The organism is Neopusillimonas maritima, assembly GCF_003576595.1.
Taxonomy (GTDB): domain Bacteria; phylum Pseudomonadota; class Gammaproteobacteria; order Burkholderiales; family Burkholderiaceae_B; genus Neopusillimonas; species Neopusillimonas maritima.
On the sequence record NZ_NQOU01000002.1, the window covers coordinates 637,721 to 658,229 of the forward strand.

The following is a 20,509-nucleotide window of genomic DNA, read 5'->3' on the forward strand; positions in this document are numbered from 1 at the left end:
AAGTTTCTTCATCTTATCTATGCTGCCCGGGCAACAACAAGCACTTATTTCCCACATCGATCAGGTCGTTTCAAACCTGGTACCAAATCATCATGCAGCCATAACGCTTGAGCGCCCAAAGGTGGCGGCACACGGCGATATGGCCAGCAATATTGCCATGCAACTGGCCAAACCGGCACGACAAAACCCGCGCGAGCTGGCTCAGAGCATTATCGACGCCCTGCTGAAGCAAGCCGAAGTGCTGGAAATCATCGAATCGGCGGAAGTGGCCGGACCCGGTTTCATTAACTTTCGTCTTACCGCTGCCGCTCGTCAGGCGGTACTGATTGCCATTCAGGAAGAAGGTAACCACTACGGCGTGCAACCCGCGCGCAACGAAAAAGTGCTGGTTGAATTCGTTTCAGCCAACCCCACCGGGCCGCTTCATGTCGGCCATGCACGCCAGGCCGCGCTGGGCGACTCTTTGTGCCGTCTTTTAACCGCTCAAGGTTACGAGGTTATTCGCGAGTTCTACTACAACGACGCGGGCAACCAAATCGACAACCTGGCTATTAGCGTGCAAGCGCGCGCCAGGGGTATCGAACCCGACTCCGCCGACTTCCCCGCCGATGGCTACCGGGGCGACTACATTGTGGATATTGCCAACGATTTTCTTGCCAAACGCACTGTGCAGGCCGCCGACGGCGACGCCGTCACTGCCACCGGCAATATCGATAGCCTGGAGGATATCCGGCACTTTGCCGTAACTTACCTGCGCCGCGAACAAGACCTCGACTTGCAGGCGTTCGGCCTGAAGTTCGACAACTTCTACCTGGAAAGCAGTTTGTATACTTCCGGGCGGGTTGAGGCAGCCGTAAAAACGCTTATAGAAAACGGCCATACTTACGAAAAAGACGGCGCGCTGTGGTTGCGTACCACCGAACTGGGCACCGGCGACGACAAAGATCGCGTCATGCGCAAATCGGAAGGCGGCTACACCTATTTCGTGCCCGATGTGGCCTACCACGTCGCCAAATGGGAACGCGGCTACCACCGCGCCATCAACATTCAAGGCAGCGACCACCACGGTACCATTGCACGGGTTCGCGCCGGCCTGCAAGGCCTTGGCATGAACATTCCCAAAGCATTTCCCGAATACATTCTGCACAAGATGGTGAAGGTCGTTCGCCAGGGCGCGGAAGTGAAAATCTCAAAGCGCGCAGGCAGTTACGTTACGCTACGCGACCTGGTCGACTGGGTCGGCCAGGACGCCGTGCGCTTTTTCCTGGCCCAACGTCGCGCCGACTCGGAATTCGTATTCGATATTGACTTGGCCTTATCAAAAAGCGAAGAAAACCCGGTGTATTACATTCAATACGCCCATGCCCGTATTTGCTCGGTACTGGCGCAATCAGGGGTGAATCCCAACACACTGGCCACAGCAGACACCAGCCGCCTGGTTGCGCCCACCGAGTTTGCTCTGTTACAAAGGTTGGCGGAATTTCCCGCCACCATCACGTTGGCGGCCCAGGAACTGGCCCCACACCATATTGCTTTCTGGTTACGCGATTGTGCGGCCGACTTCCACGCATGGTACAACGCTGAACGTGTGCGGGTGGATGACGAATCCCTTAAAACCGCCCGCTTGCGTCTTGCCCAGGCCACCCGGCAAGTACTGGCGGAAGGCCTTGCGCTACTAGGGGTTTCGGCTCCGGAAAAAATGTAAAGGCGTGCATTAGAAATTATGGCTACCAAGCAACGAAAAACATCGTCCTCTTCCCGATCCGGCGGAACGCTTTTCACGCTGTTATTCGGCCTGATTCTGGGGCTGGCTATCGCCGCAGCAGTGGCGTATTTCGTCACCCAGGTGCCCATGCCGTTTGCCGACAAAGCCAGTCGCAGCGCACCCAACGTGCTGCTGCCCGATGTGCGTGATGCGCCCGACCCGAATCGGGCACTCATGGGCGATGGCGGCGCCGGTGGCATTGCCAACCGCGACGCCATCACACCCCCCCAAGCCCTACCCGGTTCGGAAGAGAATCCCAGCCTTACCGACGATATCGGCGCACTACTTGCCACCCTGGGCGCACCCACGCAGTCAGGCAATAACGGCAGCGAAACCCAAACCCCGCGCGAGGCAGCAAGCCCGGCACGCGCGCCTTCGTCAGCCGGTGGCGCCAATCAAGCGTCACCCGCCCAAAGTGCATCATCAGCCTCCCGCCCAGCACCGCCCGGTACCCAAACCACCTATTATCTGCAGGCAGGCGCGTTCCGCTCCGAAACCGACGCCGAAGCCATGCGTGCACGCATTATTCTTATGGGGCAACCCACCCAAATACAAAGCGCCCAAGTTAATGGCGCAACGCTTTATCGGGTCAGGCTCGGGCCGTTCAAAGGAATTGACGAAATGAACCAGGCGCGCGCCGAGTTGTCAAAAGCCCAGATTGAATCTTCTGTTGTTCGCCCCTGATTTTCTGATAATAAAGTTATAAAGGACTGTACTCATGATGTCTGTTCACGCTTTTCTTTCCAAAACCTTATCCATGGCCGCACTGGGGCTTGCCGCCCTCTTGCCGTTATCGACGCAGGCCCAAAGCACATACGAAACACTGGCCCAGCCTCAACCCACCGACACACCGGGAAAAGTTGAAGTACTGGAGTTCTTCGCGTATTCATGCCCGCATTGCGCCACCATCGAACCCATGGTAGCCGAATGGAAAAAAGATTTGCCCGACACCGTTGTCGTGCGCCAGGTTCCGGTTGCATTCAACGCCAGCATGGAAGACTTGCAGCGCTTGTATTACGCGCTTGAAGCTCTGGGCCGCCTTGATTTGCACCCCAAGGTTTTTGATGCCATTCACGATGAACGCAAGCGGATTTTTACTGAGACCGCGATTGCCGACTGGATTGAAACGCAAGGCGTGAAACCCGACGACTACCGTGCCGCCGCCCGCTCTTTTGGCGTAACGTCAAAAGTGGCACGCGCCAAAGAACTGGAACAAGCATACGATGTTCAAGGCACTCCCACACTGGCTATCGGCGGCAAATACGTCACCTCACCCAGCATGACAGGCAGTTACCAGGGCACCATTACCCAAGCCCAGAAACTGGTTGATCAGGTTTTAAGCGCACAATAAAGCGCCTGATCCAGGTCGGCGATTAAGTCGGCGGGGTCTTCCAGCCCGATATGCAAACGCACAATCGGGTTGGAGCGCCCCGGCCAATAGCTATGCACTTTCAGCGCCGGCAACTCCACCCATTGCACCAGGCTTTCAAAGCCCCCCCACGAAAAGCCGATACCGAACAGCGTTAACGCGTCGACAAAACGCCGGGACTGCGCTTCGGTGATGGCCAACTCCACCGCCAGCATCCCATTCGAGCCGGTGCAATCACGCTGCCACAATGCATGACCCGCGTCCTGAGGCCAGGCGGGATGATAGATTTGCACTGTTTGCGACCAATCCGCCAAATGCGCGCAAATACGCAAGGCATTTTGCGCATGTTCGCGCAGCCGAATCGGCAAAGTGCGTGCACCGCGCAAAGCCAGCCAGGCGTCGTCGGCGCTCACCGAATAACCCATGGCATAGTGATTCACATTCAAGGCCTGAATGATTTCGTCGTCATTGGCCACCACCGCGCCCAGCATTAAATCCGAATGGCCGCCAATGTACTTGGTCCCGGCAATCACCGATACATCCGCACCCAGATCAAGCGGGCGATAAGCATACCCCGACCCCCAGGTATTATCGGTGACCAACAGCAGGTTATGATCACGTGCAAACTGCGCCAGGGCGGGAATATCCAGCATTTCAAACAACAACGAACCCGGTGATTCGATATAAAGCATGCGGGTGTTTTCACGCACCAGCGGCTTCAAGTCGCCGGGTGTGGCGCGCGCGTAAGTGGTTGAAATACCCATTCGTTGCAGCACGGTTTTATCAAGATACCGAACCGGGCCGTAAGCGCAATCGGCAATCAGTACATGGTCTTCTGCATTCAGCAGCGCCAGCATGGCCAAAGTAATGGCCGACAACCCCGAAGGGGCCAGAAAGCCCCGCTGCGCGTTTTCAAGGCAGCACACGACGTCTTCCAGGGCCGCATGGGTGTCCATACCCGCTCGACCATACGTTACGCCACGTTCGCCTTGCAATTGACGCCGGCGTGCCTGATCAAGTGCAGCCAGATCGGCAAAACGCACCGTACTGGTTCGCATTGAGGGCAAAGCAACCGGCGCGGAACGGGTTTCAGGGTTGAATGGTGCCATACCCGCATGCATAAGCCGGGTTTCCAAACGCGACGATTTCAGGTCAGCCATAGTCTCTAAAATGAATTAAGATCAACGGGTTTAAACGCTACCACAGATTTCACCCCGTCATGCTTACTGTTGATGTTGCCCTGTCGTTTTTCGGCATTGCCGTTTTGCTGGCGCTCAGCCCCGGCCCCGACAACCTGTTTGTTTTAATGCAGTCGGCCATGTGGGGTAAAAATGCCGGCATGGCGGTTGTCCTGGGCCTGTGCACGGGCCTGATTGGCCACACGGTGGCCGTCGCCGTCGGGCTGGCAGCGGTGTTTGCCGCGTCGGAAACCGCCTTTTTGGTGCTGAAGCTGGCCGGTGCAGCCTACCTGCTATACCTGGCCTGGGGCGCATTTCGCGCACCGGTCAGTACCGCCCCGGAAACCCGCCCCCCGGCCTTGTCGCACTGGGCGCTGTACCGGCGCGGCATCATTATGAACCTAACCAACCCAAAGGTGTCGCTCTTTTTCCTGGCCTTCCTGCCGCAGTTCACCTCTCCGATGCGCGGTTCGGTTGCCCTGCAAACCATTAGCCTGGGCGCACTCTTTATGCTGGCCGCCTTTTTGGTGTTCAGCGCAATCGCCCTGTTTTCGGGCTTTTTCAGCGCCCACCTGCAAAAGTCGGCCTTTACCCAGCGCTTGATCAACCGGTTGTCGGCATTGGTTTTTGCCGGTTTGGCGCTGCGACTGCTGCTGTCGGAGCGCTAAACACGCACAAAGCGAATCAGGTCGTCGGCACCCACTTCACGCTTTAGCTTGCCTTCGTACCATAGCGCATGCAAATGCGCCAAGGCCTCACCCATGGCAAATGTCAGCTGGTGCGCGTCCAATTCCCGCTGAAACATCAGCGGCACAATTTCACCGGCCGTTGTCGGCTTGGAACAGGCCTGCAAAACCTCTTCAAGGCGCTCGGCATGGTGCGCCAATTGCTGGGCAATACGTTCGTGCAACCCGGTAAACGGGCGGCCATGAGAGGGCAGCACCAAGGTATCGGCCGGCAAGTGGTCGAAATCTCGCAGTGAATTCAAATACAACGGTAGGGGATTGGAATCGGGCTCGAAGTCGAACACACTCACGTTTGTGGAAATGCGCGGCAACACCATATCGCCCGAAATCAGGATTTGCTGGGTTTCACTGTAAAGCGACACATGCTCGGGCGCATGGCCATAACCCACAATCACTTCCCATTCCCGACCGCCCACATTAATGTGGTCGCCATTCATGATGCGGTGGAAGGACTCCGGCATGTCGGGCACCAAACTGGGGTAATAGCGGCCCCGTTCGCGAATCTTGTCCTGGGTTTCCGGATCGGAAAGGCCATGGCGCATAAAATGACGCAGCGCCACATGTCCTCCGGTTCCTCCGCCACTGCCGCCATCGCCTTGTGCCGAAGGCGGCTGCCGTGACCACAGGCGAGCAATGGCGAAGTCGGTCATGCTCATCCAAAGCGGAACGTCCCAGCGCTCGCACAACCAGTGCGCCAACCCCACATGGTCGGGATGCATATGGGTTACCAACACGCGTAAAACGGGCAGGTCGTCTAGTGCATTTTTAAACAGCTCTTCCCACAACGCCTTAACGGGCTCACGTGACACCCCGCAATCGACGATCGTCCAGCCTTCGCGCCCGTCGATGCGGTCGCGCAGCAACCACAAATTGATGTGATCCAGCGCAAAAGGCAAGGGCATACGTATCCAGCGCACGCCATCGGCAATGTTCATGGCATGGCCGGGTTCAGGCATGGTTTTACCCAGCGGGTAGTGCAGTTTTAATTCATTCGGGTTCATATCGCGGCTTCTCCGGTACAACGCCTGGTTCCTACCCAGGCAACCCCCAGTTTAGGCCATAACGCTGTCACATTAAAATTTTGCGAATTTCGCTAGAATAGCCTATAAATGATGTTTTGTTTGCATTGCAGCATAGGAGTTTCTCATGTCCGATCCCATCGTCCTTGTTTCCGTCGCCCGCACCCCCATGGGCGGCATGATGGGCAGCCTTTCCGGCCTGGCCGCACACGAGCTGGGGTCCGTAGCCATTAAAGCGGCGCTGCAACGCGCCGGTATTGATAATAAGGCTGTTAATGAAGTCATTATGGGTAACGTGCTTCAGGCCGGCCAGGGCCAGGCCCCGGCTCGTCAGGCGGCGCTGGGCGCGGGGCTACCCCAAAGTGTCGGCTGTACCACCATTCATAAAGTATGCGGCTCCGGCCTCAAAGCCGCCATGTTCGGACACGACCTTTTGCTTGCGGGCAGCGCCGACGTTGTGGTGGCGGGCGGCCAGGAAAGCATGAGCAACGCCCCCTACCTGCTTTTACGCGGCCGCCAAGGTTACCGCTATGGCCACTCCACCGTGTACGACCACATGGCGCTTGACGGCCTGGAAGACGCCTACCAGCGTGGCACCGCCATGGGTGTTTTTGCCGAAAGTTGCGCCGACAAATACTCCTTCACACGTGAAGAACAAGACGCTTTCTCACTGGAGTCGTTGCGTCGTGCCCGTCAAGCCACCGAAGACGGCAGCTTCAAATGGGAAATCGCACCCGTTACCATTGCGGGCCGTAAAGGCGATACCGTCGTAGACACCGACGAAGCCCCCATGAAAGCCATGCCCGAGAAAATCCCCACGTTAAAGCCGGCCTTCCGTAAAGACGGTACCGTTACCGCTGCCAACTCATCCTCGATTTCCGATGGTGCAGCCGCTATGGTCCTTATGCGCGAATCGACAGCGAAAAAACTGGGCGCCACCCCCATTGCCCGCATTATTGCGCACACCCAGCACTCACACGAACCTGAGTGGTTCACCACCGCGCCCGTCAGCGCCATGCAGAAACTATTGGCCAAAGCGGGATGGGAAACCAAAGATGTGGATTTATTTGAAATTAACGAAGCATTTGCCGTTGTCACCATGGCCGCCATGAAAGAATTAAGCCTTGATCACAATAAAGTGAATATTCACGGCGGTGCCACCGCGTTAGGCCACCCCATTGGGGCCTCAGGCGCACGCCTGGTGGCCACGCTTATTGGGGCGCTGCGCAAAACCGGCGGCAAGCGTGGTGTTGCATCGCTATGTATTGGTGGCGGCGAAGCAGTGGCCATGGCGTTCGAGATGGTTTAACAACAGCGCCACCCTGACCCGATTAATGTAGGGGCAAAGTAAAACAGACGCGAGCACCGCTCGCGTCTGTAGGGCTCCCTTCAAATATCTACTACTAAAGACCCAATAACACCTTCTTGCTACCGGCAATTCGACGTCGATCTTTTAAGTCCATTTCAGCAACTGCGTTACGCCCCTCAAGAGAGGCCATAGCGTCGCGATAAATTCCGAGCGCATTTTCCATTGCAATGGTCGGACGAATGCGCGTTAACATCCAATCCAGCTTCGCATATACTTTCTCGTACGGAAGTTTTCCGCTAAAGGCCCACTCGTAGGCAAGCCAATCCAGGGTGTCGAACCAAGACAAAGAATCGGCCGCCTGCAAGATATCCTCTTCTGTGTTGCCCCCAATTTCATGCCGCATTACCAACGCTCGTACACGCCGAATAAACGACTCGGGTACGTCGGGCTGTTCACGCAACCAAGCCTCGACAATATCGGCCGAACGAATTGAGTGCGCAAATAAATAATCAGGATCATCGAACGCTGTATCAGGTGTACCCGACGGCCCGCCCGGGAAAAATCGCTCGGCATCATGCACTAACGCCGCGAATTTCAATTCGGGCGAAGCACCGCCTGGTACCAACCGAATAGTCCATGCCCGGGTCGACAGCAAATGCTCAAGTTGATAAAAACCATCAAGCCAGTCGATTGCAGCCAGTTCCAGCTTGGAAAGCGTAGAGTCGTAAAAACGCCCCCTGAATTGATCTTCAAGGGATGCTGACATCACTGTCGGGGATTCCATACTCGAGGTGTCCTTCAAGATGTTGTTTGTTCAAATTGGGGCGAATGCATCGCACGCCACACGGCTTCCGGCGTAAGCGGCAACGCTGAAATTTCAACATTAAACTCGGCCAACGCATCACAAATAGCATTTGTTACCGCTGCAGCCGGTGCAATCGTTCCCACCTCACCCACGCCTCGCACACCAAACGGCGTTACAGGGGAAGGAATTTCCGTGTGCAGAAGTTCAACTGGTGGCGCATCTGCAGAGGTTGGAGCGAAATAATCCATCATAGTTCCATTCAACAGCTGCCCCGTTTCATCGTCATAGCGAAGTTCCTCGCTTAATGCCGCACCGAACCCTTGCATTAACGCCCCACGAACCTGGCCTTCTACCAGCATTGGGTTTACAACCGTGCCACAATCATGAACCAGAATAAACCGCTCAATTTCATACTCGCCCGTAACCGGATCAACCGCTACCTGCGCTGCCGCTGTACCAAAAGCAAACGCGGCTTCCGGTGGTTCGTAATGCGCCGTCGCATCCAGACCCGGGCTTTCATCAGCCGGAATACCTTGCCCAACAATGGCGCGGTTGAACACATTAGACAGTGGTACGCATCGCTGCGCATCTTGCCGATGTCTAACTAGCGACCCTTCAATCATGAGCTCCGAGGCCGGGCACTCTAGCGCTGCGGCGGCAATTCTAAGTGTCTTGTCTCGAAACACCTCGCCCGCCTCTTTAATTGCACCGGCCGCCGCAATCATCGTTCGTGACGCAAAAGCACCTGTGTTCAATGGGGTCGAGGCCGTATCGCCTGCGTGCACACGGATACGATCAATATCCACATTAAGCACATCCGCACATACCTGGATCATGGCAGTTTCAGCACTTTGCCCAATAGAAGAGACCCCGGTGTACAAATCGATATATCCCGAGCGATTCGCGCGTAAAGTAACGCTTTCATGCGCGCCAAATTTAGAGCCCCGTTTCATTAGAAAACGGGCACTGGCGTAACCAGTTCGCTCGATAAACACAGAGAAACCTACGCCAACCCGGCGTCCGTCTGCGCGAATGTTAGGTGCCTGCTTGCCGTGGGCATCGTAGTTGATTGCTTTTACCGCCATATCAAGACTGAGCGGATAATCTCCACTGTCATAAACCGCGCCACTTGGCGTTTTCCAGGGCAAGTCTGATGGTTGCAGCAAATTTTTGCGACGCAGTTCAACCGGATTTATTTTTAGCTTGCGCGCCAAACGGTCTACCAGTACCTCTCGCGCAAAATTAACCTCCGGCTGACCATATCCACGATAGGCGCCCACGGGTGTTTTGTTTGTTATTGCAACACGCCGCCGAACATAAGCATCCGTTACCTTGTAGGGGCCTGTGAACGTCACACTGGAAAGTTGTGATGAGCCAAACGACGAATTCCACCCGCCTAAGTCAGTAACGTAGTCGTCTACCAACGACACAAACTTTCCGTCTTTGGTCGCACCAATTCTATAATTGTGAAGAGACTCGCGGCCATGTGTTGCGGAACGAAAATGCTCCAACCGATCCTCGATCCACTTTACGGGTTGACGAACGGCCATTGCATGCAATGACGCTAATACATCTTCGGGGTATGCACCCAACTTCATACCAAAGCCACCGCCCACGTCGGACGCTGTAACGTCAATACAACTTTCTTCCATACGAAGAATTTCAGCGAGTTGTTTGCGAACGAGATGGGGCGTTTGGGTTGACATTCGCAGCGTAAGCCGACGCGCACCTGGACGCCAGTTAACAAGTATGCCCCGTGTCTCCATTGGCAACGGTGTTACCCGGTTAACGCGAAAGGTGTCTTCTATCGTAATTTCAGCACTATCAAACTTTTGGAATGCCTCACCAGCCTGGTCAACATTCTCGGCCAGAATGTTGCTTTTCAAACATTCTGGATGCAGTACAGGCGCGTCGGGCTCAATAGTTCGGGCGGTATCTGTAATGCATGGCAACGGTTCGTATTCAATATTAATGAGTTCAATTGCATCCTCTGCAATCGCCCGGCTGGTGGCCGCAACACTCACAATTGGCTGTCCTTCATGCAAGGCGCGCTCCTGCGCCAGTGCGTAATAAGGAAGGGCGGGGGCACCCGGAACAGGCCTTAAAACAGTTAAGGGTTCCGACTGCTCAACAATATCTTGCGGGCACAAAATATGCTTTACCCCGGGCAACAATAATGCCTCTGAAATATCAATGGACAAGATCCGTGCGTGCGGAAATGGACAACGGGCCACTGCCATTTCCAACTGTCGCGCAGGCTTTTCGTCATCAACAAAGCACCCGTCACCGCGCACAAGCCTTAAATCCTCAACACGCAGAACCTGCTTGCCAATTTGTTTTTCCCGGCTCGACAATTGCTGCAGGGCTTCGTCTGGCTCTGCATTGGTTTGCTGCAGTTCGTAATTAACGCGATCCAGCATAGTCCCTTTACTCCTCACCTACCATCTGCTCGCCAAGATACTGGGCAATCGCACGCACCGGCCCCTCGTAACCGGTACAGCGGCACATCACACCACTTACTTCATCACGCAGCTGCGCCATTGAAAAACGTCGACCACTTTGTTTTAGGTGTGTTGCCAACATCAAAAAACCAGGCGTACAAAAACCGCACTGCAATCCATGGTTCTCACGGAACGCGCGCTGTACCTCATTTAGTTCATCGCCCTGAGCAAGCGACTCAACTGTTTGCACCTCGCACTCATCAAGTTGCACGGCCAGCATCAAACAAGACTTCACTGCCTCACCGTTAACCATTATGGTGCACATCCCGCACACGCCTTGCTCGCAACCAATATGCACGCCTGTTGCACCACAGCGTTGGCGCAAGAAGTCCGCCGCATGCATGCGAACCGGGGCCGGCTCGACTATCTCTGTATCGTTAAGCCGAACTTGTATTTCAACAACGTTTGATTCTTGAACCATGACCTATCCTTGGCTTACCACATGGTAAAGAACAAATAGCGACACAATAAAAGTAGCCACGCTGAATGATGCAGCTATTTTGTTCCAGGGATCATCAAAGCGAACCGGGGCAGGCTCGCCACTTTGAGCGTGTGCCCTGTTAATGTTGGCTGCCTCTTTTGCGGCAACTGCAACTTGTCCGGTAGCGTTACCTGCCACCGCACCTGGCTGGCTCGATATATGGCCAGCGGAAACATTCGGCTTTGCACCTGCCTCATTACCTGACAATACCCGAGCGAGATTTTCAGCGAACTGAGCCGTTAACTTTTCGGCTTGTTTCGCGATAATACGTTGACCAACGCTACCAAGAGCGCCGGCCAAAGCTGCTTCGCCCTCTACTACAACGTGCGTTTGATCCGCCTTCTCATGCAAAGTAACGGTATTCGTAGCCCGAAAATTACCCACAGCACCCCGCACCGCTTTACCTATTAGCGTAAATTGAATAAGCGCAGGCGCCTGACGTTCGGTAATACGAACGTTGGTGTCAAAACTGGCTGAAATTGGACCTACTTTTTGAGTCATGCGAACAGAAAGTTGATCGGGATCCAGCACTTGAATGTTGTCAATGCCCGGCATACATTGGGCTACCTCATCGGCTTTCTGAAAGAACGCCCACACTATCGGCAAGCGCTCGGCTACCGTAAATTCCTGTTTGAATTTCATCTAAAACTCTCAATCTTTCATTCAATTAACCGGACTTTTGGAAAACGCACTTGACGCTTCGCGACGCAAATTGCCTAACGCTTTTCGTACATAAGCGTTCAAAAGGTGTAGCCGGTATTCGCCAGACGCACGAATATCATCGGGCGGATCGGCTTGCGTACACGCCAGCTGCGCCGCCTGAGCAATATCCTCATCGGTCATCCGCGAGCCATTCAGAAGACTGGCTGCGTCGGTTGCCAGCATAGGCGACTCATTAACACCGCCCATACCAATACGTACGTCCTGCCAGTGTCCTTGCTCATCAATTTCACCCGCTACCGCCACAGACACAACGGCAAAATCGTTATGTCGGCGGTTCATCTCACAAAACGCATAGAAAGGCGGATGCTTTGGATAGATGACTGAAACCACCATTTCATTCGGTTCCAGCACAGTAGCGTAGGAACCCTCATAAAATGACGTCAACGGAATTTCCCGTTCGCCTTTAACACTGACAACCTTCACTTTTGCGCCAAGCGTTAACGCGGCCAGAGGCATTTCACCGGTTGGGTCGCCTTGAACCAGACTACCCCCAACGGTGCCGCGATGGCGAACCTGGCGGTCACCTACATAACGAATCATGTTGGTCAAAAGCGGCAAACGTTGTGCAATTAACGCCGAATGCTCGATAACGTTGTAACGAACACGCGCACCTAACACCGTTTCATGCCCTTGCGCGTTAACCGCATCCAGGCCTTCAATACGATTAATATCAATCAAAGCAGAGGGGCGCCAAAGGCGCATGTTCAGCATTGGAATTAAGCTTTGACCGCCTGCGAGGATTCGAGCGTTTCCGTCGTACTCATCCAATAGCTGAACTGCTTCTTGCACAGAAGAAGCCCTGTGATAAATAAAATCAGGGGCTTTCATACCGCTTACTCTCTCCCTGACTCAATCAGGCTTTGGCCACCGGTCATGCGTTTAAGCACATAATCAACCGGTGACTTCACACGCGTAATCGGCTGGGCAGGCTTGCTGCTCCAAACGGTTTCAGGGCGTACCTGCAGAACCCGGATTTGCAACCTATCGTCTACTGCCCACTCAATGTCCTGGGGCGCACCCCGGTCTTTCTCGACTTGTTTGGCGAACTTTGCCAACTCGATAACGGTTTCGTCGGGCAGACAAATGGCATCCTGGCGCTCGGTCTCGATTTCGCAAAAGCCCACTTCCCCGGTTTGCGGGTCAAACCGATATTCGTGCGTTTGCGTGTGTGGCTCCCTTTTCAGCAATTGCAACGTCACTTTGTCGACTTTAAACTGCGTTGGCGTAACGTCACCTTTCACAACCCCCTCACCTAATCCCCAGCAAGATTCGATGACAATTTTTGAGCGATCGCCGGTAATGGGGTCTAAAGTGAACATGACCCCGGCGGCTCGGGCCTGAACCATTTGCTGAATGCCAACACAAATCGCGAAATCAGAAAGCGCAGCAACCTGCTTACCTTCATGGCGGTAAGTCAGTACGGTATCGCTGAACATGCCGGCCCAACATTGTCGCGTGTATCGAATAACGTTCTTAACATCGGACACCCACAAGAATGTTTCGTACTGCCCGGCAAAACTTGCGCCGGCCAGGTCTTCCGACTCGCCGCTAGACCGCACGGCAACAGGCACGTCAATCACGCCTGTGCGCTCTTCAAGTTTTTCATACGCCTGCGCAATTTGATCGTGAAGATCTTGAGGCATCGGCGCCGTCATGATCTGATCAATTAATTTAGCTGTTTCAACTTTCAGTTGCGCAGGTTCGATCTCGGTTGCAATCTTTCTGACACGACTGATTTCATCCTCCAGCCCAGCGCCTTTAACAAATTCACGAAACGCCTGAGTCGTAATGCCGAACCCAGGTGGAACGGAATAGCCGGCAGCCATTGAAGTTGCAAGACTGGAAAACTTACCGCCCAGCAATGGGTTATCTTTTGCCGCCGGATCGTCCAGCCAAAGAATGTTGGGTTTTACATCAGACATCAAACGGCCTCCTCAAGACGCTTTACAGTACCGAAGTTGCCATCTACTTCAACAAGATCGCCCGTTTTAAAGGTAGACGAGGCAAAGCCTGTACCCACAACAGCCGGTAAACCATATTCGCGAGAAATAATCGCGGTATGGGCCATCATGCCCCCCACATCAGAAACGGCCGCGCTAATCATTGGGAATACGGGCGCCCAGCTTGGTGCGGTAATACGACAAATTAAAATTTCACCCTTCTGAATTTCGTAAAGCTGCTCGGGATCTGTAATAACGCGCGCACGGCCCGTAACTTTGCCGGGCGATGCAGCTACCCCTTTCAGAATATTCGATGAGTCTTGGCCAACGCTGAGCCACTCTTCCACGGTCTCCTGAGTAATACCAAACAACATAATTGTTAGCGGCTCGGTAATAGACTTCGGCGGAGTACCTAATGCAGGTGGGGGAGCCCATTTGGCCAATGCATCACGCTTAGCCTTACGGCGCTCAACAACCGGCTTCCAATAAACCTCACCCCGCGGTTGCGTGCCAGTGGCCCAACCAATCAACAGGTCGTATAGCGCATCACTTACTTCATGGCGATGCAGATAGAAAATATCTTCACGATCTGCAAAGAAACCACTGCTCACAAACAAGTCGCCAAGTTCACGAACCTTTTGCCAAAATATGGAGTGATGCCAATGCTCGACATAGAAATTATGATCTTCAACAAAGGGGAACACCTTGCGAGCCAAGTTCACCAGACCATCGAACGACTCACGATCCTCTTCTGTGGGTAGAAGTTCACGATACTCGGCAGTTACCCGTGCGCGTTTCTCTAGAATTTCATCCAACGGACGGTCTACTTTCTCGCCCCGGCGCACGGCCTCGATGTAACCTCGCAATGCGGTAAATGGCAAACGCATATCCGTCATCCAAACCGGATCTGCATGGCAGTAGCCCACACCCGTTGAATACCAGAACCAAGGGTCCTTGGAGTCTTCAAGCGACTGGACCCACTGCTGACCCTCTTTCGTTTTCTTCAATAACTCAACGGTTTTATCGGGGCTGGTGTTATCTGTAATAACCTTGTCAACACCCAACTCTACAGCCAGTTTGGCTAAGCGACGTAACTCATCATCAGGACGGAACAAAACAATGTCGATCCCGCTTACCATGTCTGTTACTGTCTGGTCGGCAATGCCGGGGAAGGCGCTTTGGCAATATTCCCGGAAAGTCAGATAAGCGCCGTAGCCCAGGTTCAACATTTCGAAATGGTAAGAGCCCATTTCAAGCATGTTTTCAATTAAGCGGTTGTATTTACACAGCAAGTCATGGCTTGAGTAAAGCCCACGGTGTCCGGTAACGTACTCTTCTTTTTCATACTCGGGCAATGGTGTAAATTCAATTGCTTTTAATCGGTCAATGCAGTCTTTTGCCTTTACTTTCCAGTTATCGAAAATCTCATCCCAATTTTCATAGTAATGACCGGCGCGACGCGTGAAATACACTTGACGCTCAGCCACTTTAACTGGGTCATCACAAATATTTGGCGCGACATACAGATACCCATTAATGACACGTTGGTCTACACCAATAGCCGGCGGAAAAGCCCATACCCGATTCGTCATTTGGCTTAATGCGACCCACCAGTTTTCCGTCATGATGGTGTCGAACGGGTACAGTGGTTCCGGGTTGTGCATACCATCAAAAAACCAGAACTTGCCTTCCTCCAGCTCCTGACGTTCGGGGCTTACCAAGCAATAATAGGGATACAGCTCTTCCCAACCTTCCGCCCCTTCAGGCGTTGGAAGTTCAAAGGGGCTTGGAAAAGATTTCTTTTTTTCTGCAGTACTCATTTTTTAGTCACTCCTTTTCAATGCTTTAGCCATGCAGGACGTAAATAACCCCCTGGCTTTCAAAACTTAACGATTTCGGTTGCTGTCGCGCATTTGGTCAACTGCAATTGCAATAACTAGAACGGCGCCAATAATGATGGTTTGTAGATAACTGTTTACACGAAGCAGGTTCATTCCGTTGGATAGGGCGGTAATAAAAATTGCACCCATCACCACGTTACGCAGTAACCCGCGCCCGCCCGTTAACGAAACGCCTGCGATCAAGCATGCTGCAATCGAGTTCAGAATCAAATCGGTTCCACCCAGGGTCGCCTCGCCACTTTCAGTGCGCGCAGTTAGCAATACCCCCCCAATGCCCACAATTGTGCCGGCGACAACATACGCAAATACCTGATTAAGCGACGTTCTAACACCAGACAACCGCGCCGCCTTAAAATTGCTGCCAATGGCGTAAAAATAACGGCCGAATCGCGTCCAACTTAGAAGGACGTACGTTAGAACAACAATAACTGCAGCATAAAGAATCGGTACGGGTATGCCATAAACCGAGTCGTAAGCCAGCACATTGCCAAACTGTTCCGGCAGGCCTGAAATACTGTACCCACCAGATATATACAGCGCCAACCCAGATGCAATAGACAAACTGCCCAATGTCATCACAAACGGTGTTACCCGAAACAGGGCAACCCCCAGGCCGTTGAACAACCCAACGCCGGCGCCTGTTAGCACACCCGACACAATGGCAACTGTTACGGCCCAGCTGACGGCCTCCGGGTCGATGCCCAGCATATATTTCATTACGGTTGCGGTTACCACACTGACTAATGCGACGTTACTGCCAACCGACAAGTCGATTCCGCCTGTAATCAGTATCAAAAACTGGGCAACGCAAACAATAATTAAGTATGTAGATTGCCGCGTTAGGTTAAACAAATTGGCCTCGGATACGAACCGCGGCTCCAGCAAGCCGAACAAAACGATTAGCGCCAGCAGCAGTAGTGGCATCATGCCTATTGATGCAGCAATACTGCGCCAGCTCACACCCTGCGAAGCCGGAGCGACCTGTGTTTGTGTTGAAACCCCACTCATTCCCTCATTCCTTCACAAAAAATCCGGATAACGCGTTCTCTTCAGTCCGCTTGTCTCCGGTTAACTCATCCACAATTAACCCTTCCCGCACTACATAAACGCGGTTCGAGAGGCTTAATACTTCAGGCAGATCCGAGCTAATCAATAGAACAGCCATACCCGCGCTTACCAACTGCTCCAGCACTGCGTAAATTTCGGCTTTCGCGTTAACGTCGATTCCAACTGTAGGCTCATCCAAAATGAGTAACTGCGGTTCGCGCGCCAAAAACCGCCCCAAGAGGGCTTTTTGCATGTTCCCGCCAGAAAAACCTTGGGCGGTACGTTCGATATCCAAGGGCGCAAGAGACATGCGCTTGGCCATGTCGAACGACTCACGCTTTTCTGCTTTGCGCGATAACATCCCGCTTCTTAGAAGCGTTGGCGACTTTAACGATGCCAATGAGATATTCTCGCGAACACTACGGCATAGCAGCATGCCTTCATGTATTCGATCGTTGGTAACGTAGGCGACGCCCGACTGAATGAAATCTCGGGGTGTAGCATGACTTAAGTCGATATCTCCTAGCTGAATGGCGCCACCTGCACGAGGCTCTACCCCAAAACAAGCCCGGCCTATCTCAGACTTGCCGCAACCAACCAAACCAGCTAGGCCAACAATTTCGCCTCGCCGCACGGTAAGCGAGGCATCACGCACTTTTCCATTCACCGTTGAAAGTGAGGACACCGTTAACAGCGTTTCTGTCGGGCTGAACTGGATCTCGGGGTAAAACCCGCCGAAGCTACGGCCTGTCATGAGTTCGACAAGCTGCTTGCGGTCTGTTTCAGAAGCGCCCACGGTCGCAATATGTCGGCCGTCGCGCATTACCGTTACGCGGTCGCCAATTTGCTGAATTTCGCTAATTCGGTGCGAAATGTAGATCACCCCCACACCCGAGCGCTTCAAACCTCGAATGAGTTCAAACAGTTGCGTGGTCTCCGCCTCCGTCAAAGAGGCAGTGGGTTCATCAAGAATAAGAATGCGGGGTTCGGTTAGTGCCGCCTTGGCAATTTCTACCATTTGGCACTCGGCACGCGACAAACTGCCCACTAACGCATCAGGGCTGATATGAAAACCAAGTCGTTGAAAATGCTGCAATGCTGTTGTGCGCATTGCTTTCTTTTGCAATAACCCTGACCAGCCCCTTTTTTCATTCGCAAGGAATAGATTTTCTTCAACGGTCATGTCGGGGGCAAGACTAAACTCCTGATACACAACAGAGACCCCCGCATGACGCGCATCCTGAACAGAGCGGAAAGTAACGGGTTTGCCATCGATAAATATCTGACCTGACGATGGCGGCAAGGCACCACAAATAATATTAATAAGTGTCGACTTGCCGGCACCGTTTTCACCGAACAGTACATGCACCTCACCGGCACGAACATCCAAGTCCATTTCGGTGAGCGCCTGTACACCAGGGAACTGCCGACTAACTTTGCGAACACTAAGCAACGCATCCGCAATCGCTCCGGCAGCCTCTGGTTCAGACCAGATGGTTTCATTTGGCATTAGATTTCTTCCTGCACCCAAGGCCTGCAAACTCATCATTAACCACCTTACTTAACTTCAAAGTAGGGTTCCCAGCCTTCTGGGGCCAACGACAATGCCCGATTGTGGGTTTTCACAGACTCTTGGTCGATAATGCCAAAACCAGTATCTACATCTTGCGCCACTGGCTTTTCTTCCAGAAGTCTGACGAGCTGGTCGATTGCCACACGCGCCTGGGCAGCGGTGTAATCAGTGGCAGTCGCCTCAACTGAACCGTCGCGCAAACCCGCTTCCACAACCGGTGTTGTGTAAGACGACAACAAACCAATGTCTGTCTTGCCCTTTTCTTTCAACACCTGAATGCCGGCCTCGATCGCAGGCGCAATACCGCCGATATAATCGACATCCGGATATGCAAGCAATGCATCTTCAATTAAAGGAATTTGTGCCGCTTTACTTGGCTCGCCCCAAATAACCTTCACCACTTCAATGTTGTCGACATCTTTTAAGGTCGCGACAAACCCATCGGCAGAATCCTTCGACCAGCGAGGCGCCTCGGGGCCACCCAACCAAACAACCTTCACTGAGTCACTACCTTTAGGGTGTTTTTTCATTAGGTACTCACCCACCATGCGCCCAGCATCAAACCAATTTCCCTGGGCACGCGCCGCCACGCGATCAGAAGTGACATCCCCACCCGTAATAGCCGTTGGTACGCCCTGATCGGCCGCACGCGCAATAGCGCGGTTCAAGCCAGTTGCAGAAATCGCCACCATTGCAATGCCGTCAGCACCTCGGCTAACACAGTCCTCAAGCTGCGAGATCTGGGTTGGCAACTCGGTATAACCGCCAGCGGCAAATACATTCAGCGCAATCCCTTTAGCTTTTGCCTCGGTTACTGCGCCATATGTCATCGCCATGTAATAAGGATCTTTCGTATGGGGAAACAACACACAGATATTCCATTTTTCCGACACATCGGATTTCGGTAGCGGTTTATAAACCGCGTCTTTCCATTCCCCTTTTTCAGAAAACGGGGGCGTACGTTCTTTTACGTTCAGCTCCCAGTTATCGGTTGCGTCTGCCGCAGAAACAGCGCCTACCGCCGTCATCAGCAGGCCCCCAAGCAGTAGTGATAAAGCGTTCTTTTTCATCGAGCGTCACCCTTCCTTAAATAGAGCAAATTAGCAGGCCAAAACAATAAACCGGTCGAACGACCAATTTAAGGCCAAAAAAAAACAGAACTGCCTACAACTTTTTGTTACTCAACTACTCTGTCTTCTTTCAATCGTGCCTTTCCACCATTGTCAGACGACTTCAGGTAGCCTACTTTGACACAACGCTTGGCAATTTGTGATTCGTGTTTTCCCTAGGGATCGGGATAACCCCATGCTTTACCAACCAGGTGTTGATGGGGCTTGCATTCCATGCACCAGAAAAGTACTTAACCGGGCAACCATTTCATCTATATTGTCGTCTGTGTAACGTCCATCTGATAAGTCTTCTAATCGGCCCAGGCCTGAGAGCGCGTACAGGCAAATACCAATTAAGAACATCATGCGCCAATGAATATCCGCCGGGCTGACATTGGGTAGCAATATTTCCAGTACGTCCAAATAATGTTTAACAGAATCATCGTAAACTTCGCGCCGCAATCGAAATGACAACTCTTCTGGCTCGTTGTGCAATCGTGCTAGCAAACGCACAAACGCAATGCCACGCGGGCCACTGTGTAACAAGCTGAACAAGGGCAATAAGTACGCACGAATGACATTCGCGACGGGGGGTTGCCCATCATACTTTTTGAGTAACGTTTCCAGGTTACGCATGCGTTGAACCGAGATCGCCTGTCCCCTGTTCTTGATGACTGCCTCGAATAAACTACGCTTTGATTTGAAGTAATACGAAATCATCGATTGGCGAACGCCCGCCTGCGCCGCAATTTCCCGGGTCGACGTCAATGCATAGCCACGTTCAGCAAAATACATTTCGGCAATATCGATAATCTGGTTACGAATATCCCGGTTAACGGTTGGACGGCCCGGTCTTTTCTCACTCGAGGCGTCGGCGCCACCCTCGTTATCGTATACGGCCAATCCATCACTGCGTAACGACGCCTTTCTGCCTTCCTTGTCTACCCACGATGATTTAAGCATGTGTCTCTCTTATGGCGTTATTCAACAACTGGCATCGTCCGCACGCAAAGGCGATACCTATTTATAGTGTATTGTGCTTT

18 protein-coding genes are annotated in these 20,509 nt (G+C 53.1%); 5 read left to right on the forward strand and 13 right to left on the reverse strand.

The genetic code is table 11. The features are described from left to right. Positions 1-19 precede the first annotated feature (19 nt). The 3 genes from argS to CJO09_RS08010 are packed head-to-tail and all read left to right on the forward strand — an operon-like array spanning position 20 to position 3,116. Positions 20-1,705 carry an arginine--tRNA ligase gene (argS, locus tag CJO09_RS08000; RefSeq protein ID WP_119441878.1) on the forward strand — a complete coding sequence of 562 codons (1,686 nt, stop codon included), beginning with the start codon at positions 20-22 and terminating at the stop codon, positions 1,703-1,705. 18 nt (positions 1,706-1,723) lie between these two features. Next, positions 1,724-2,449 carry an SPOR domain-containing protein gene (locus tag CJO09_RS08005; RefSeq protein ID WP_119441879.1) on the forward strand — a complete coding sequence of 242 codons (726 nt, stop codon included), beginning with the start codon at positions 1,724-1,726 and terminating at the stop codon, positions 2,447-2,449. 34 nt (positions 2,450-2,483) lie between these two features. Next, positions 2,484-3,116, forward strand: a complete 633-nt coding sequence (locus tag CJO09_RS08010; RefSeq protein WP_342772188.1) for a thiol:disulfide interchange protein DsbA/DsbL — start codon at positions 2,484-2,486, stop codon at positions 3,114-3,116. Here CJO09_RS08010 and CJO09_RS08015 read toward each other — a convergent pair. Continuing rightward, positions 3,095-4,294 carry a trans-sulfuration enzyme family protein gene (locus tag CJO09_RS08015; protein WP_119441880.1) on the reverse strand — a complete coding sequence of 400 codons (1,200 nt, stop codon included), beginning with the start codon at positions 4,292-4,294 and terminating at the stop codon, positions 3,095-3,097. The genes CJO09_RS08010 and CJO09_RS08015 overlap by 22 nt on opposite strands. Positions 4,295-4,353: 59 nt before the next feature. On the opposite strand from CJO09_RS08015, the gene CJO09_RS08020 reads away from it, so the two are divergent. Further along, the gene (locus tag CJO09_RS08020) at positions 4,354-4,980 is read left to right on the forward strand and encodes a LysE family translocator (protein ID WP_114419118.1); all 627 of its coding nucleotides are present in this window, start codon (positions 4,354-4,356) and stop codon (positions 4,978-4,980) included. Here CJO09_RS08020 and CJO09_RS08025 read toward each other — a convergent pair. After that, the gene (locus tag CJO09_RS08025; protein ID WP_119441881.1) at positions 4,977-6,059 is read right to left on the reverse strand and encodes an MBL fold metallo-hydrolase; all 1,083 of its coding nucleotides are present in this window, start codon (positions 6,057-6,059) and stop codon (positions 4,977-4,979) included. The two genes, CJO09_RS08020 and CJO09_RS08025, sit on opposite strands and share 4 nt — an antisense overlap. 145 nt (positions 6,060-6,204) lie before the next feature. Between CJO09_RS08025 and CJO09_RS08030 the strand changes: the two genes are divergently transcribed. Then, entirely contained in the window at positions 6,205-7,386 is a 1,182-nt protein-coding gene (locus CJO09_RS08030; RefSeq protein ID WP_119441882.1) for an acetyl-CoA C-acyltransferase, read from the forward strand. A 94-nt stretch (positions 7,387-7,480) separates the two neighbouring features. Here CJO09_RS08030 and CJO09_RS08035 read toward each other — a convergent pair whose 3' ends face one another. From CJO09_RS08035 to CJO09_RS08085, 11 genes are all read right to left on the reverse strand, one after another. Next, entirely contained in the window at positions 7,481-8,170 is a 690-nt protein-coding gene (locus tag CJO09_RS08035) for an HD domain-containing protein (RefSeq protein WP_245961265.1), read from the reverse strand. Positions 8,171-8,184: 14 nt separating this feature from the next. After that, positions 8,185-10,611: a xanthine dehydrogenase family protein molybdopterin-binding subunit gene (locus CJO09_RS08040; RefSeq protein ID WP_119441884.1), complete on the reverse strand. Its 2,427-nt coding sequence runs from the start codon at positions 10,609-10,611 to the stop codon at positions 8,185-8,187. A 7-nt stretch (positions 10,612-10,618) separates the two neighbouring features. Beyond that, a complete protein-coding gene (locus tag CJO09_RS08045; protein ID WP_119441885.1) occupies positions 10,619-11,113 on the reverse strand; it encodes a (2Fe-2S)-binding protein in 495 nt (164 codons plus the stop codon). A 3-nt stretch (positions 11,114-11,116) separates the two neighbouring features. Continuing rightward, positions 11,117-11,815: an SRPBCC family protein gene (locus CJO09_RS08050; protein ID WP_119441886.1), complete on the reverse strand. Its 699-nt coding sequence runs from the start codon at positions 11,813-11,815 to the stop codon at positions 11,117-11,119. A gap of 21 nt (positions 11,816-11,836) precedes the next feature. Beyond that, the gene (locus CJO09_RS08055) at positions 11,837-12,724 is read right to left on the reverse strand and encodes an FAD binding domain-containing protein (protein ID WP_119441887.1); all 888 of its coding nucleotides are present in this window, start codon (positions 12,722-12,724) and stop codon (positions 11,837-11,839) included. Positions 12,725-12,729: 5 nt separating this feature from the next. Beyond that, entirely contained in the window at positions 12,730-13,818 is a 1,089-nt protein-coding gene (locus CJO09_RS08060; protein WP_119441888.1) for a PEP/pyruvate-binding domain-containing protein, read from the reverse strand. Next, positions 13,818-15,656, reverse strand: coding sequence for a PEP-utilizing enzyme (locus CJO09_RS08065; protein ID WP_119441889.1), 1,839 nt, complete (start codon positions 15,654-15,656; stop codon positions 13,818-13,820). Before CJO09_RS08065 ends, CJO09_RS08060 begins: the two co-directional genes overlap by 1 nt. 66 nt (positions 15,657-15,722) lie before the next feature. Then, on the reverse strand, positions 15,723-16,745 hold the full coding sequence (locus CJO09_RS08070; RefSeq protein ID WP_119441890.1) for an ABC transporter permease: 1,023 nt from the start codon (positions 16,743-16,745) through the stop codon (positions 15,723-15,725). Between the two features lie 4 nt (positions 16,746-16,749). Continuing rightward, on the reverse strand, positions 16,750-18,294 hold the full coding sequence (locus CJO09_RS08075; protein ID WP_245961266.1) for a sugar ABC transporter ATP-binding protein: 1,545 nt from the start codon (positions 18,292-18,294) through the stop codon (positions 16,750-16,752). A 47-nt stretch (positions 18,295-18,341) separates the two neighbouring features. Next, positions 18,342-19,427, reverse strand: coding sequence for a TMAO reductase system periplasmic protein TorT (gene torT, locus CJO09_RS08080; protein WP_119441891.1), 1,086 nt, complete (start codon positions 19,425-19,427; stop codon positions 18,342-18,344). A gap of 240 nt (positions 19,428-19,667) precedes the next feature. Next, on the reverse strand, positions 19,668-20,429 hold the full coding sequence (locus CJO09_RS08085) for a TetR/AcrR family transcriptional regulator (RefSeq protein WP_119441892.1): 762 nt from the start codon (positions 20,427-20,429) through the stop codon (positions 19,668-19,670). Positions 20,430-20,509: the final 80 nt, after the last annotated feature.

Coding starts and splice junctions, on each gene's coding strand:
- argS (WP_119441878.1), top strand. CDS start 20: ATGCTGCCCGGGCAACAACAAGCACTTATTTCCCACATCGATCAGGTC.
- CJO09_RS08005 (WP_119441879.1), top strand. CDS start 1,724: ATGGCTACCAAGCAACGAAAAACATCGTCCTCTTCCCGATCCGGCGGA.
- CJO09_RS08010 (WP_342772188.1), top strand. CDS start 2,484: ATGATGTCTGTTCACGCTTTTCTTTCCAAAACCTTATCCATGGCCGCA.
- CJO09_RS08015 (WP_119441880.1), bottom strand. CDS start 4,294: ATGGCTGACCTGAAATCGTCGCGTTTGGAAACCCGGCTTATGCATGCG.
- CJO09_RS08020 (WP_114419118.1), top strand. CDS start 4,354: ATGCTTACTGTTGATGTTGCCCTGTCGTTTTTCGGCATTGCCGTTTTG.
- CJO09_RS08025 (WP_119441881.1), bottom strand. CDS start 6,059: ATGAACCCGAATGAATTAAAACTGCACTACCCGCTGGGTAAAACCATG.
- CJO09_RS08030 (WP_119441882.1), top strand. CDS start 6,205: ATGTCCGATCCCATCGTCCTTGTTTCCGTCGCCCGCACCCCCATGGGC.
- CJO09_RS08035 (WP_245961265.1), bottom strand. CDS start 8,170: ATGGAATCCCCGACAGTGATGTCAGCATCCCTTGAAGATCAATTCAGG.
- CJO09_RS08040 (WP_119441884.1), bottom strand. CDS start 10,611: ATGCTGGATCGCGTTAATTACGAACTGCAGCAAACCAATGCAGAGCCA.
- CJO09_RS08045 (WP_119441885.1), bottom strand. CDS start 11,113: ATGGTTCAAGAATCAAACGTTGTTGAAATACAAGTTCGGCTTAACGAT.
- CJO09_RS08050 (WP_119441886.1), bottom strand. CDS start 11,815: ATGAAATTCAAACAGGAATTTACGGTAGCCGAGCGCTTGCCGATAGTG.
- CJO09_RS08055 (WP_119441887.1), bottom strand. CDS start 12,724: ATGAAAGCCCCTGATTTTATTTATCACAGGGCTTCTTCTGTGCAAGAA.
- CJO09_RS08060 (WP_119441888.1), bottom strand. CDS start 13,818: ATGTCTGATGTAAAACCCAACATTCTTTGGCTGGACGATCCGGCGGCA.
- CJO09_RS08065 (WP_119441889.1), bottom strand. CDS start 15,656: ATGAGTACTGCAGAAAAAAAGAAATCTTTTCCAAGCCCCTTTGAACTT.
- CJO09_RS08070 (WP_119441890.1), bottom strand. CDS start 16,745: ATGAGTGGGGTTTCAACACAAACACAGGTCGCTCCGGCTTCGCAGGGT.
- CJO09_RS08075 (WP_245961266.1), bottom strand. CDS start 18,294: ATGCCAAATGAAACCATCTGGTCTGAACCAGAGGCTGCCGGAGCGATT.
- torT (WP_119441891.1), bottom strand. CDS start 19,427: ATGAAAAAGAACGCTTTATCACTACTGCTTGGGGGCCTGCTGATGACG.
- CJO09_RS08085 (WP_119441892.1), bottom strand. CDS start 20,429: ATGCTTAAATCATCGTGGGTAGACAAGGAAGGCAGAAAGGCGTCGTTA.